Origin of the sequence: Flavobacterium sp. (genome assembly GCF_027483985.1) — a bacterium.
Taxonomy (GTDB): Bacteria; Bacteroidota; Bacteroidia; order Flavobacteriales; family Flavobacteriaceae; genus Flavobacterium.
On the sequence record NZ_JAIXTJ010000040.1, the window covers coordinates 1 to 14,692 of the forward strand.

Sequence of the window (14,692 nt, forward strand, 5' to 3'; positions counted from 1 at the left end):
ATTCCGAACAGAGAAGTTAAGCCCGATTGCGCAGATGGTACTGCATAACTGTGGGAGAGTATGTCGCCGCCTTCTTTTTGAAAACCCTATCCATATCGGATAGGGTTTTTTGTTTTATAAAAAGGATTGGTAAACGTGAAATATGTTACATCATTATTTAGTTGTTTTCTTTACTAAATGACCTAATTTGAGCATATGCTATGTTTGGTATTAAATAAGATTAGTGCGACCACAGGTATTTATTTATAAAATTTTGAACTATTGAATGATCATACATAATTTTTTACGTAATGATAAATGTTTAATACAGATATATTGTAGTATTTTTAGTTATTTTGAATTTCGTTCTAATAATATAAGTAAAGTTATAGATCTAAATAATTAGTAATTAATTGAAAAAAAAAAACAGCATCAATTTTGATGCTGTTTTTTTAGGTAATTTAATTTATAAAATTATCTAGGTTGTATTAGAGAGAGGGTAATCTTAAGCGAATTTATTTGTATTAGTAATTGATTTATTTGTGAAGCACGCTAGTTTACATATAGTTTAAAGTTCGTTCCAAAGCCATTCCCCTAGAGCCTTTGATTAATATTGTACACTTAGTGTAGATATTTGTTCTTAAATAGTCGCTAAATGATTCAAAATCTTCAAAAAATGAGTGATGTTTAAGTTCATTTTTATTTTTGTAAAAGTGTACACCGATAAAATTGCACTGAATGCTTTCCTCTTTTGTTAGATAATCTATAATTTGTTTATGTTCTTTAGTACTTTCATTTCCAAGTTCAAACATATCACCTAATATTATGATCTTTTTTGTTTTTTCTAATTTTATGAAATTATCAATTGCGGCCAACATACTTGTTGGATTGGCATTGTAGGCATCTAAAATGATTTCATTAGTTTTTTTAAATAATAATTGTGATCTATTGTTTTCTGGAACGTATTCTGCGATAGCCTTTTTGATAGCAACATCTGAAACCTCAAAATATTTCCCTATTACTATGCACGCACTTATGTTATTTGAATTATATAAGCCAATTAAATTTGATATAACACTACAATGACCATATGATAATTTTACAAATGGATTAGCTACTATTGATTCAATATATAGGTTTGCATTATTTGTTATGCTGCTAAATGTAATTCTATTTAAAGTTTTAGTTCTTTCGTTTTGAGTTTCATCATCTAAATTTACAAAAACTTTTTTTTCATAAAGTTTTAAATAGTCATACATTTCGCTTTTTCCTTTTATAACTCCTTCAATGCCACCAAATCCTTCGAGGTGAGCTTTGCCGAAGTTGGTTATATAGCCATAATCAGGTTTTGCTATTGTACATAAAAGCTCAATTTCTTTTTGATGATTGGCACCCATCTCTACAATTCCAATTTCTGTTTCTTCTGTAAATGATAATAGTGTCAATGGAACACCGATATGATTGTTAAGATTTCCGATTGTTGCTTTGGTATTGTATTTTTTAGAAAGAACTTTTTGAATAAGTTCTTTTGTTGTTGTTTTTCCATTACTTCCGGTGAGTGCAATAATAGGAAGTCCCAAGTAAACTCTATGATAACTAGATAGCTCTTGTAATGTCAATAAGCTGTTTTTAACAACAATTGTTCTCTCATCGATATAATAATCACCATTATCAATAATAACATATGCTGCGCCTTTTTCAAGTGCTTCCTTAGTAAATATATTGGCATCATATTTTTCGCCTTTGATGGCTAAAAACATTGTGTTATTTGTAATTTTTCTTGTGTCAATTACAAGGTCTTTACATTTTAAAAAAAGCTTATGAATTTCTTTTATTTCCATTTTATAATTTTATTAAAAAACAAAAAGCCCTAATTAAAGGGCTTTCGTTATAATTTATTTAGAATTATCTTTTCTTTTTATTTCTTGCTGATTTTTTAGAGTCAGATTTTGGTCCTACTCTAGACATTGCACATCTAAATCCAATGTAATCGGTTGCCATATCTTGTGGAAAGTATCTTCTCTGTGCTGGATCTAACCAATAAGCTCTATCTCTCCATGAACCACCTTTATAAACTCTAACATCGTCGTTCACCAAAGTTGTTCTTTTACTAGATTTATCAAACTTACGAATCATATTTCCAATGCTGTCTGTTGAGACATTATGCTTAGGAGAATCATACATTCTCTGCTCATCTTTTAATTTACCGTCACCTTCTTCAGATGTACCAAAATCAAAATATCTAGTTGATTGTTTGTCACCATCTCTATAATTTCTGTGGTCACTCTTATCAAAATTTTGTCTTAAGTAAGTTTCTTTTTCATCAACTGGTACTTGAGCAATTTGACCAATAAAGTTTCTTGCCATAACTCTACCATTTGGCAAAGTATCAAATTTTTGGGTTTCTTGAGTAACTAGTTCTACTTTTCCGTCTTCACCAATTTTATTCTTTGTGTATACGTTACCTCTAAAGTAATTAAAATCATTTGCTTCGTCGTCAACAATAGGTCTGTAAACATCCGCAACCCATTCTGCTACGTTACCAGCCATATCATACAAACCAAAATCATTTGGAGGATAAGATTTTACTTTGTTAGTGATATCAGCTCCATCATCAGACCATCCAGCGATTCCGCCGTAATCACCTTTACCTTGTTTAAAGTTCGCTAATTGATCACCTTTGATTTGTCTCTTTCCAGAACGTGTGTAACTTCCAGACCAAGGATATTTCTTTTGTCCTTTATAAATGTTGTATTCTCTTTGTCCTACATCTGCTGCTGCTGCATATTCCCATTCCGCTTCAGTTGGTAGTCTATATTCAGGTAATATTAATCCAGATGTTCTTTGAGCATATACGTTTTTCGCACCACTATTTCCATTCGCATTAGCTGTTCCGCCACCAGCACCAGCTGCACCATTATTTCGTGCGCCGCCTCTTTGACCTTTTTGTAAAACGATATCTTGGTTACCACCATAAGTTTTAGTTGGTGCTGCAAGATAAGTTTCTGTATCAAATGTAGCATCAGCCTTAGCATCAACAACTTTAGAATCTTTTTTCAAAAATCTTTGTTGCTCAAGTATAGACTCATTTACTCTGTTTGTTCTCCACTTAGCAAATTCAGTTGCTTGAATCCAATTAACTCCAACCACAGGATATTCGGCGTAAGCAGGATGTCTTAAGTAGTTGTTTGTCATTGTTTCGTTGTAACCTAATCTATTTCTCCAAACTAATGTATCTGGTGAAGCACCTTCATAAATGTTTTTGTAGTTATCTTCTTCTGGTGGAAAAACTCTTTTCAACCAATCAAGATATTCCATATACATAAGGTTGGTAACCTCAGTTTCATCCATATAAAATGATTGTACGTGTTGTTGGTTAGGTGTGTTATTCCAATCGTGCATTGGATCATCTTGAACCTTACCCATTGTAAATGTTCCTCCTTCAACTAATACTAATCCTGGTCCAGTAGCTTGCTTTTTGAATTTTGAAGCATACTGAAATCCACCTTTCTTGTCATTAATCTTCCATCCTGTGGCTCTTGATCCGCCATTAGAATTAGATTTTTTGCTACAACTTGTAACACCAGCCATTAAAGCCAGCACCAATAACAACCTGATTGCCATAAATTTGTTTACTTTCATACTCTTAGTAGGTAATAAATTTTCGAGGCGCAATATAAGAATTAACCTTTAAATTGCAACATCTTTTTTGATAATAGTAAAAATTATTTTTTCTTTAACTCTAATAAAACGTTAACTTGTGTTTATTATTGTATATTAAATAATAATTTTAATTTTACCAAACGTAATATTTTGTAATAAAATGCGTTTGTACATACTATGAAAAAGCTTCTATTCTTCATTTTAATTTTTAATTGTATTGGTGTAGTTGCACAGCAGACTAAAGATATTACTATTGAGTGGTTAGAAAAATCTAGCTATTCTTTTGGTGATTTTAAAGTTAATGTGCCCGTATTTAAGTCTGATAGTTACAATTTTGATAATGAGAAACGTGAGATTGTTTTCACGAAAAAAGAATTAGTAAACGTTACTATTGATGAAAATTCTTTGACCATTACTAATATTGTCTATGAAAATATGTCAGAAAGTAAATTAGGTGATTTAAATAAATCGAATATCAAATCCTCTATCTCGCCATCCTTGAAACAAGTTCAATCTAGAGATAAAATTTACGCCATTTTAACGTTTTTTCCTATAATTAAAGATGGGCTAGGTTATAAAAGAGTTAAATCGTTTTCTTATTCTTTCAATAATTCTTCTGTTGCCAACAAAAGTAATTTGTCTCAAAATCAATTTAGTGTTACAAATTCTGTTTTATCAAGCGGAAAATGGAGCAGGTTTTATGTTGAAAAATCAGGCGTTTATAGATTGTCCAGAGGATTTCTTGCTAGTTTGGGATTTGATATGAATAGTGTTAATCCACAAAAAATTAAGATTTATGGCAATGGCGGACGAATGGTGCCTTTAGCTAATAATGTTTTTTATCCTAATGATTTAGAAGAAAACGCTATTCAGGTTTTGGGAGAGCAAGATGGCTCATTTGACGCAGATGATTACGTATTATTTTATGCAGAAGGTGTTGATAATTGGAGTCAAGAAAATGAGACTCATTTAAATTTATATGCTGATCGATCCTATTATTATGTTAATGTAAATGGTACTGATGGAAAAAGAATAACTTCTTTGCAGCAGCCATCAGCGAATAGTACTTTAAATTTGACTTCTTTTGATGATTATCAGTTTCACGAAGTAGACTTAACTAATATCGGTAGATTAGGCCGAGTTTGGTTTGGAGAAAACTTTTCTATTGATGAAGAACAAACATTTGATTTTAATTTTCCAAATGTAGTTTCTGGAACTCAAGCCAAAGTGAGTATTCATGCTGGTGGAAATTCTTTTGTTGATACCTCTTTTGCGATTAGTGTCAATGCCGCAAATATTGGTTCTATTAATCTTCCTGACGTAGCTTTGAATTCAGGAAATGAGGCTTCGCATGGCTATTTAACTTCTAATGTTCCAGCAGCAACCAATTTTAATGTAAAATTAACTTACGATAATAATGGTGTGCCAACTTCAAAAGGATATCTAGATTACATTTCTATCTCTTGTAAAAGTAATCTAGTTGGATATGGAAAACAGTATAGGTTTTCTTTTAGCAACGCTAGTTCTCAAACAGGAATAGCACAGTATCAATTTTCGAATGCCTCTGGAATTTCGCAAATTTGGGATATAACTGATATTTACAATGTCACGGCGCTACAAAATAACAACCAAAGTAGTTTCGCTTTTAAGGCGAATTTAGGTACTGCGAAAGAGTATATTGCCATTGATCCCGCAGATTTTTATACACCTTTAAAAGAGAATAATGCTGCTGTTGCTAATCAAGATTTAAAAGGCACCATATTTAATAACAATCAAGGAAATTTTCAAGACATTGATTATTTGATAATAACACCGAGATTTATCAATCCTCAAGCTGAAAAATTGGCAAATTTCCATAGAAGTTATTCTAATTTAAATGTAAAAGTCGTAAACCTTGATGAAATTTATCAGGAGTTTGGCGGTGGAAAGCAAGATATTGGTGCGATAAGGAATTTTGTAAAATATGTATACCAAAATGCATCGTCACCTAGCCAAAGAGTTAAATATTTGAATTTGTTTGGTGATGCGTCTTTCGATTTCAAAGATAGAATTCCGAATAATACTAATATCGTTCCAATTTATCACGCAACTAATAGTTATTTTTCAGGAGAACTTTCGTTTGCATCCGATGACTTTTTTGCGTTGATGGATCCTAATGAAGGTGATCCATTGTTTTCATTTGGTGCAGATATTGCTGTTGGTAGAATGTTAGTGTCATCTGCTCAACAAGCTGAAGAAATGGTTAACAAAGTTATTGAATACCACGACATCAAATCATACGGAAGTTGGCGAAATAATTATGTTGCAATTTCAGATGATTCTGATAAAGATCCTGATGCTTCTTTGCAAGTAAATCAAAATAATCTTACCGATTTAATACACAATCAAAAGCCGTTTATTAATTTCAAGAAGATTTTGCTTGATGCCTACCAACAACAAACTTCCGCAGGTGGTGATCGCTATCCTCAAGCCAACGAAGATATTATTAATGCCTTTGAAAAAGGAGCCTTAGTTTTTAATTATTTAGGACATGGTGGTGAAGACGGATTAACAGGAGAGCGAATCTGGGATAAGTTTGATGGTTTTAATTTTAATAATCGTTACCGATATCCTTTGTTTATAACAATTACCTGTGAGTTTTCAAGATTTGATAATCCATTCCGACCTACAGCAGGAGAATATACCTATTGGAATCCTAGAGGTGGTGCTATCTCGATGATCACTACAATACGATCAATTGGTCAATTTAATGCCGAAGTTTTTAATGATAAACTAGCTGAAAAATTATTTTCTTATGGTTCTAATCAGTATGTTTCTATAGCTGAAGCGCTTCGATTGGCTAAAGCATCTAGTAATAATAATTCATCAACAAGAGTAGTTTCTTATCTTGGTGATCCTGCCATAATGTTATCAATTCCAGAACCAAAAGTTGTTTTAACTAAAGTTAATGATGTTTCTATTACACAACCTATTGATGATTTGAAGGCGTTAAGCTATGTAAAGTTGTCGGGAGAAGTCCAAGATGAAAATGGAAATTTGGCAACAACCTATAATGGGGAACTTTTCGTAAATGTATTTGATAAAAATTATAACAAGTCGACATTCGATAATGATGGTTTTAGTCCAGTAATGAGTTTTGTGAACATCGGTGAAGCTATTTTTAGAGGAAACGCCTCTGTAAATAATGGTAAATTTGAATTTGGATTTGTGGTGCCAAGAGATATAAAAATACCTTTAGGAAATGGTAGAGTAAGTTTTTATACCAAAAGAAATCAAATACTCTTAGATAGAACTGGTCATAATTTTGATATCAAAGTTGGTGGAATTAATACGAATGCTGTTGCCGATAACACACCGCCAAGAGTTCGATTGTATATGAATGATGAAAGCTTTGTGAACGGAGGAATTACTAACGAATCGCCTTTCTTTTTAGCGTTTGTAGAAGATGAGCACGGCATTAATACAGCAAGTGGTATCGGACACGATATTGTAGCAATTTTAGATGGTGACGAAACCAAACCCTATATTTTAAACGATTATTATGAAACGGAATTAAATGATTATACCAAAGGTAAGATTCGTTTTCCGTTTAGAAATTTGTCCAAAGGATTACATACTATAGTTTTTAAAGTATGGGATGTGTACAATAATTTTATTTCATCCGAAATACAATTTGTTGTTGCTGATAATGGTGATATTACTTTAACCAATGTTTTGAATTATCCTAACCCATTTGTAAGTTACACACAATTTTGGTTCAATCACAATAAACCATTTGAACCGCTTGAAGTTCAAGTTCAGATAATGACGATAACGGGTAAAGTTGTAAAAACAATAAATCAAATAGTGACAACCGAAGGATTTTTATCAAGAGAAATTACTTGGGACGGTAAAGATGATTTTGGCGATAAAATTGGAAAAGGAGTTTATATATATAAGTTAACAGTTCGGTCAACTATTTCAAATAATAAATCAGAAAAAATAGAAAAACTTGTTATACTTTAATAAAATACTATATTTGTTAAATAATAATGCTATAAAAATGAAATCGAAAATGCAATTAAACAAAAAAAATAAGGTCAATAGTGCTTCCAATTATTTTATAATGACGCTATTACTTGTTTTTTCAAGTCAAATTATAAATGCACAAGATAGAGTAATAACAACTGGAGTACCATTTTTATTGGTTGCTGCCGATGCTAGAGCTGCAGGTATGGCTGATCAAGGTGTTGCTACATCTGCTGATGCTTATTCTCAACAATGGAATCCAGCTAAATATGCGTTTGCACTCGATAAGCAAGGTTTTGCTGTTAGTTATACTCCTTATTTACAAGCTTTAGTCAATGACATTTCACTTGGTCAAGTAAATTACTACAATCGAATTAACGAAAGAAGTGCATTTGCAGGAAGTTTAAGGTTTTTCAGTTTAGGTGAAATCGAATTACGACAAACATTTGATGATCCTGCAATAAACGTTAAGCCTAATGAATTAGCGTTAGAGGGTTCATATGCACTTAAATTAACTGATCATTTTAGTATGGCAGTTGGCGGAAAATACATTCGTTCAAATTTAAAAATACAAGACGTCGGTAATGATGCTACTCCAGGCAGTTCTTTTGCTGTTGATATTGCAGGTTTTTATCAATCGGAAGAAATCGCTTTCAATGAATTTAATGGTAGATACCGTTTGGGATTCAATTTTCAAAATATGGGACCAAAAATAAGTTATGATAATACTCAAAATGATATATCTTCTAACTTTTTACCAGCCAATATGCGTTTAGGAGGAGGTTTTGATTTTATCTTAGATGAATATAATAAAGTTGCGGTAAGTGTAGAATTGGCAAAATTATTAGTGCCAACGCCTCAAGTTAGTAGTACCAACAATACAACTGATTATAATGGTGATGGTGTAGTTGATAGCGCTGATGTTTCTGATGCTTTTAATGATTATAAAAAAATCAATTGGGTTTCTGGAATATTCAAATCATTTAACGATGCTCCAGATGGTTTTTCAGAAGAGTTAAAAGAATTTACTTATTCAGCTGGTGCAGAATATTCTTATCAAGATTCTTTCGCAATGCGATTGGGTTACTTTAACGAAAGTCCACTTAAAGGTGCGCGAAGATTCTTTTCTTTAGGTGCAGGATTTAAATATAATGTAGTTAAAGTCGATGTGTCTTATTTGTTCTCTGCATCTAAAGTAAAAAATCCTTTAGAAAATACTTTACGTTTTTCACTGACTTTCAACTTTGGTGACAAATATGATGAATACTAGAATTTAAAAAATTAAATAATTATCCAAATTTCTTAACTGAAGTTTGGATTTTTTTTCCTCTATACTATAATGAAAGAAATCAACATTAATACAAAGTTTACCGCTTTTGAGAGCATAAATGATTTGCCAAGTGACATTCAGTCTTTAATGAATTTAGCAATCGAAACTAGAAAAAATGCTTATGCACCCTATTCAAAATTTAGAGTAGGAGCAGCGATAGAACTAGATAATGGTAAAATAGTTTTAGGGTCTAATCAAGAAAATGCTGCGTATCCTTCAGGATTATGTGCTGAGCGAGTAGCAATTTTTCAAGCAGGTGCCATTTATCCTAATGCCAAAATTGTTACTTTAGTAATTACAGCAGCATCTGATACTAATCCAACTTTGTCACCAATACCACCTTGTGGTTCTTGCCGTCAGTCAATTGCTGAGTATGAATTTAAACAAGATACACCTATCGAAATTTATTTTATGGGTGAATCTGGCGAAGTTTATAAGTCAAATTCTATTGCCAATTTACTGCCTTTCTCGTTTGACAAAAAGTATTTATAGCTATATCGATATAGTTGATATTTAAGACTAAACAGATATTAAAAAATAACATTTTAATTCTGAATTATTTTTACTTCTACTATCAATATCTTACTTTTGCATTTCGCAATTGTGAATAAATCAGTATTGCACAACGATTACAATATATTTAATCATAGTAATTCATTAAAAAATGAAACCAATTACAAAAGAAACTTACCTTCAATGGTACGAAGAAATGCAGTTTTGGAGAAAATTCGAAGACAAATTAGCTGCAGTTTATATTCAACAAAAAGTTAGAGGATTTTTACATTTATATAATGGTCAAGAAGCAGTTCTTGCTGGAGCAATTCACGCAATGGATTTGTCTAAAGATAAAATGATTACTGCTTATCGTAATCACGTGCAGCCAATTGCAATGGGAGTTGATCCTAAAAAAGTAATGGCAGAATTGTACGGAAAAGTTACAGGAACATCTAAAGGTATGGGTGGTTCGATGCATATTTTTTCTAAAGAACACGGTTTTTATGGTGGTCACGGTATCGTGGGTGCTCAAATTCCGGTTGGAGCAGGAATGGCATTTGCTGATAAATATTTTGAAACTGGTGGTGTTACTATGACATATTTTGGTGATGGTGCAGCACGTCAAGGTTCACTTCACGAAGCATTCAATATGGCTATGTTATGGAAACTTCCAGTAGTTTTTATTTGTGAAAATAATGGTTATGCTATGGGAACTTCTGTTGAAAGAACTGCAAATCACACCGATATTTGGAAGCTAGGTTTAGGATATGAAATGCCTTGTGGACCAGTTGATGGAATGAATCCTGTAAAAGTTGCCGAAGCTATGCAAGAAGCAATTGATAGAGCACGTCGTGGTGATGGACCTACGTTTTTAGAAATGAAAACTTATCGTTACAGAGGTCACTCGATGTCAGATGCCCAACTTTACAGAACTAAAGATGAAGTTGAAGAATATAGAAAAATTGATCCAATTACTCAAGTTCTTGACGTAATTAAAGAAAATAACTACGCTACTGATGCTGAAATTGAAGCTATTGATGAAAGAGTTAAAACATTAGTTGATGAATGTGAAAAATTTGCTGAAGAATCTCCTTTCCCAGAAGCTCAACAATTATATGATGTAGTTTACGAACAAGAAAATTATCCTTTTATTCCTCATAGATTATAATTATGGCAACAATAATAACAATGCCTCGTTTGAGCGATACTATGACAGAAGGAACTGTTGCGACTTGGCTTAAAAAAGTAGGTGATACAATAAAAGAAGGTGATATTTTAGCTGAAATCGAAACCGATAAAGCTACAATGGAATTTGAATCGTTCAATTCAGGTGTTTTATTACACATCGGAATTGAAGCAGGTCAAACTGCTCCAGTAGATTCATTGTTAGCTATTATCGGAAAAGAAGGCGAAGATATTACTTCATTACTTTCAAATACTTCAAATTCTAGTTCACAGGAAGAGAAAGCTGAAGTTAAAGAAGATATAGCTCAACCTACAACCCAAAACCTTCAATCTACAACCTTACCAGCAGGAGTAAAAGTAATCACTATGCCACGTCTAAGTGATACAATGACTACAGGAACTGTTGCAACTTGGTTAAAAAAAGTTGGAGATACGGTTAAAGAAGGCGATATGCTTGCAGAAATCGAAACAGATAAAGCCACTATGGAATTCGAATCATTCAATGCAGGAACTTTATTATATATTGGTATTGATGAAGGTGGTTCTGCGCCAGTTGATAGTGTTTTAGCGATCATCGGACCAGCAGGAACTGATGTTACTGGAATTGCTGAAAACTTTGGTAAAGGCGAAGCGCCAGCGGCAGTTGAAACTACAGAAAAAGCTATAGAAGCTCCGACAAAAGAAGTTTCTAAAGAAACAGCAACTGTTACAGCTACAGACAATGGAAGAATTTTTGCTTCTCCATTAGCAAAACAAATAGCTAAAGATAAAGGAATCAATCTTTCGCAAGTAAAAGGTTCTGGCGAAAACGGAAGAATAGTTAAAAGTGATGTAGAAAACTTTACAGCTTCTTCATCTCAACAAAAAACTATCATCCCGAGCGCAGTCGAGGGAACATTACCTACAACCCAAAACCCACAACCTAAAACCATAATTGCAGGTGAAGTTGTAACTGAGGAGATCAAGAATTCTCAAATGCGAAAAATTATTGCTAAACGTTTAGCAGAATCATTATTCACTGCTCCACACTACAACCTTACCATTGAAGTTAGTATGGACGAAGCAATGAAATCTAGAGCAATGATCAACGCAGTGCCAGATACCAAAGTGTCATTCAATGATATGGTAATCAAAGCTTGTGCAATGGCATTGAAAAAACATCCAAAAATCAATTCGCAATGGAAAGAAGATGCAATTACCATTAATCACCACGTGAATATCGGTGTTGCAGTTGCGGTTGAAGACGGATTGGTAGTTCCTGTTTTACGCTTTACTGATGCAATGAGTTTGTCTCAAATCGGTGGAAGTGTAAGAGATTTAGCTGGAAGAGCTAAAACCAAAAAATTACTTCCAAACGAAATGGAAGGCAGTACATTCACCGTTTCTAATCTAGGAATGTTTGGTATAGTTGAATTCAATTCAATTATCAACCAACCAAACTCAGCAATTCTTTCAGTTGGAGCCATTATCGAAAAACCAGTTGTTAAAAACGGTCAAATCGTAGTAGGAAACACAATGATGCTATCACTAGCTTGTGATCACAGAACAATCGACGGAGCAACAGGAGCACAATTTTTACAAACATTAAAATTGTTTATTGAAAATCCAGTGACGATGTTAGCTTAATCAAAGCAATATAAATACCAATCCCGTTCAGCAATGAGCGGGATTTTTTTTATCTGAACTTTTTAGATTTTTATTTTTATGGAGCGAGTGGTCAGGGCATTTTAGGTTTCCTTATTCCTGCTTTCCGTTCTACTTCGTGCCACTCCAATCAGGGCTAGATAGGATTCGTGTTGAAATGAAATCAGATAAACAGACAACATCTGCGAAAATCTTTAGAATAACGTATCTCCGTCGCAAAAAAAATCATTTTCTATTTTTCTCCTCAATCCATTTGCTCATATATTTTGTGCTAGAAACTAAATGATGTTGTAAAATCGAACCAATAAAGTTATTATTTCGATGTTGTTTTAAATTGGTTGCTAATGAATCAATTTCAGTAATAAAGTCTTTTTCAAAAAGTGCTTTTTTGTATCGTTTATCCAAAATTTCAAATCCATTTTCTTGACACTGTTTCCATAACTTTTCGTCTTTATAAAGTTGAACAGCTGCCTCTGTAAATTCATTTGGATTATCTTTTATAAAACCATTCCATTCTAAAGTTCCAGCCATAGCTTCTGCGCCAATTGATGACGTCACGCTCGGAGTTCCACATTGCATTGCTTCAAGTAATTTACCTTTAATTCCGGCACCAAAACGAATCGGAGCCAAAACAACTTTAGCGTTTTTAACAACTTCAAAAGCATTTTCCGCTCGTCCTTTGATAAAGAAATTTTGTTTAGGTTTATGTAATTCCAAAACTTTCTGTGTTGGGTAAGCTCCATAAATCAACATTTTTGCATCAGGTAATTTCTTATGCACTAATGGCCAAATTATGTCTGATAGATATTTAACGCAGTCCCAGTTTGGTTCGTGAAGGAAGTTTCCAATAAATACAAAATCGTTTCGATCATTGTAGTTTGGTATCTCCTTTAATCGTTCAGCGAAAATTGGTAAATGATAAATCAAATCTTTTGAAATCTTAAACTGATTTTGAAGTAAATCCATTTCAAATTCCGAAACCATCAACGATAAATCGCAACGATACATACTTGCAATTTCTCTCTTAGCAAAGTCCGAGAATAAATCATCTGATGTAAATTCACGACTCTCTTTCACTGCAAGTTGCCTTGCTTGACGCACAGAATGTAAATCTTCAGTATTTAATATTTTTATTGCACCAGGACAATTATCAGATACACGCCATCCAAATTGTTCTTCTACCATAAAACGGTCAAACAAGACAACGGTTGGATTCAACTCTTTAATATAATCATCAAAGCTTGAAGAGTTCAATTCAATATTTTTTGTGGTGACTCCTAAAAGTGCAATATCTTCTGAAAATTCTAAATTTTGTGCGGTGGTCGCAAAAGTTATTTCATAATCATTTCCTTGAAACATTTCAATTAATTGCATCATTCTATTTCCGGCAGCCGAAGATTTTGGTTCGGGCCAAACAAAGCCAATAATTAATAAAGTTTTAGATTTTAGCATAATATCAAATACAATTACAAAGAAAAGATTTAATTTTACAAGAAATTAAAATTATACAAAAATGTTAGGTCTAAAATTAAAAACTGACCCACGATGGGTAACAATAGTAGAATCAAACATAGAAGAAATTCTAACAGATCACGCTTGGTGTGAACAAAAAGCAGCAACCAATATTATAACAATTATAACCTACAATTCAGAACACGAAGAGTTAGTTACTGATTTATTAGAGATTGCTAAAGAAGAGCTAGAGCATTTCCAAATGGTTCATAATATTATAAAAGAACGAGGGCTTACTTTAGGAAGAGAACGAAAAGATCATTATGTAAACGAACTCTTCAAATTTATGAAAAAAGATGGAAGTCGCAATGACTCTTTTATTGACAGATTGTTGTTTTCAGCAATGATAGAAGCAAGGAGTTGCGAGCGTTTTAAAGTATTATCGCAAAATATCGAAGATAAAAAGTTAGCTGAATTTTATAGAGAATTAATGATTAGCGAGGCTGGTCACTATACTACTTTTTTAAAATTTGCAAGAAAGTATACAGAAAAAGTTGATGTTGACAAACGTTGGGCTGAGTGGTTAGAATTTGAAGGTAATTTAATTTCAAATTATGGTAAGTCAGAAACTGTTCACGGATAAAAAAATCTCAAATCAATTTATTTGAAATTGCTGTAAAAAAAACTCCTTAGATATCTGAGGAGTTTTTTTGTGGGCGATGAGGGGTTCGAACCCCCGACCCCCTCGGTGTAAACGAGGTGCTCTGAACCAGCTGAGCTAATCGCCCGATAATGCTTTTTGTATTATCAGTAAATGTGATAAAAGTGGTGGGCGATGAGGGGTTCGAACCCCCGACCCCCTCGGTGTAAACGAGGTGCTCTGAACCAGCTGAGCTAATCGCCCTTTTATCATGATTATGATTTCTCTTAATCAGG

At 33.0% G+C, this 14,692-nt stretch carries 9 protein-coding genes and 2 tRNA genes; 6 read left to right on the plus strand and 5 right to left on the minus strand.

The annotated features are described in order from the left end of the window. Positions 1–536: 536 nt before the first annotated feature. On the minus strand, positions 537–1,820 hold the full coding sequence (gene murF, locus Q0050_RS10180) for a UDP-N-acetylmuramoyl-tripeptide--D-alanyl-D-alanine ligase (protein WP_298395087.1): 1,284 nt from the start codon (positions 1,818–1,820) through the stop codon (positions 537–539). A gap of 64 nt (positions 1,821–1,884) precedes the next feature. Next, a complete protein-coding gene (gene gldJ / locus Q0050_RS10185; RefSeq protein ID WP_298395089.1) occupies positions 1,885–3,621 on the minus strand; it encodes a gliding motility lipoprotein GldJ in 1,737 nt (578 codons plus the stop codon). Positions 3,622–3,819: 198 nt separating this feature from the next. Here gldJ and porU point away from each other — a divergent pair, with 198 nt between their 5' ends. The 5 genes from porU to Q0050_RS10210 all read left to right on the plus strand — a co-directional run bounded on the left by porU (position 3,820) and on the right by Q0050_RS10210 (position 12,286). Further along, on the plus strand, positions 3,820–7,647 hold the full coding sequence (gene porU / locus Q0050_RS10190; protein WP_298395092.1) for a type IX secretion system sortase PorU: 3,828 nt from the start codon (positions 3,820–3,822) through the stop codon (positions 7,645–7,647). Positions 7,648–7,747: 100 nt separating this feature from the next. Continuing rightward, complete coding sequence (porV, locus tag Q0050_RS10195) at positions 7,748–8,920, plus strand: type IX secretion system outer membrane channel protein PorV (RefSeq protein ID WP_298395095.1); 1,173 nt, start codon at positions 7,748–7,750, stop codon at positions 8,918–8,920. Positions 8,921–8,989: 69 nt separating this feature from the next. Beyond that, entirely contained in the window at positions 8,990–9,472 is a 483-nt protein-coding gene (cdd, locus tag Q0050_RS10200; RefSeq protein WP_298395099.1) for a cytidine deaminase, read from the plus strand. Between the two features lie 172 nt (positions 9,473–9,644). Further along, positions 9,645–10,643: a pyruvate dehydrogenase (acetyl-transferring) E1 component subunit alpha gene (gene pdhA, locus Q0050_RS10205; RefSeq protein WP_298395102.1), complete on the plus strand. Its 999-nt coding sequence runs from the start codon at positions 9,645–9,647 to the stop codon at positions 10,641–10,643. A 2-nt stretch (positions 10,644–10,645) separates the two neighbouring features. After that, positions 10,646–12,286 (plus strand): 2-oxo acid dehydrogenase subunit E2, encoded by a 1,641-nt coding sequence (locus tag Q0050_RS10210; RefSeq protein WP_298395105.1) that lies wholly within the window; start codon positions 10,646–10,648, stop codon positions 12,284–12,286. Positions 12,287–12,529: 243 nt separating this feature from the next. Here Q0050_RS10210 and Q0050_RS10215 read toward each other — a convergent pair whose 3' ends face one another. Next, positions 12,530–13,756, minus strand: a complete 1,227-nt coding sequence (locus Q0050_RS10215; protein ID WP_298395108.1) for a glycosyltransferase — start codon at positions 13,754–13,756, stop codon at positions 12,530–12,532. A 61-nt stretch (positions 13,757–13,817) separates the two neighbouring features. On the opposite strand from Q0050_RS10215, the gene Q0050_RS10220 reads away from it, so the two are divergent. Next, positions 13,818–14,399: a tRNA-(ms[2]io[6]A)-hydroxylase gene (locus Q0050_RS10220; RefSeq protein ID WP_298395112.1), complete on the plus strand. Its 582-nt coding sequence runs from the start codon at positions 13,818–13,820 to the stop codon at positions 14,397–14,399. A 70-nt stretch (positions 14,400–14,469) separates the two neighbouring features. Here Q0050_RS10220 and Q0050_RS10225 read toward each other — a convergent pair. Next, positions 14,470–14,544, minus strand: a tRNA-Val gene (locus tag Q0050_RS10225). A 38-nt stretch (positions 14,545–14,582) separates the two neighbouring features. Continuing rightward, positions 14,583–14,660 (minus strand) — tRNA-Val (locus tag Q0050_RS10230). Positions 14,661–14,692 lie beyond the last annotated feature (32 nt).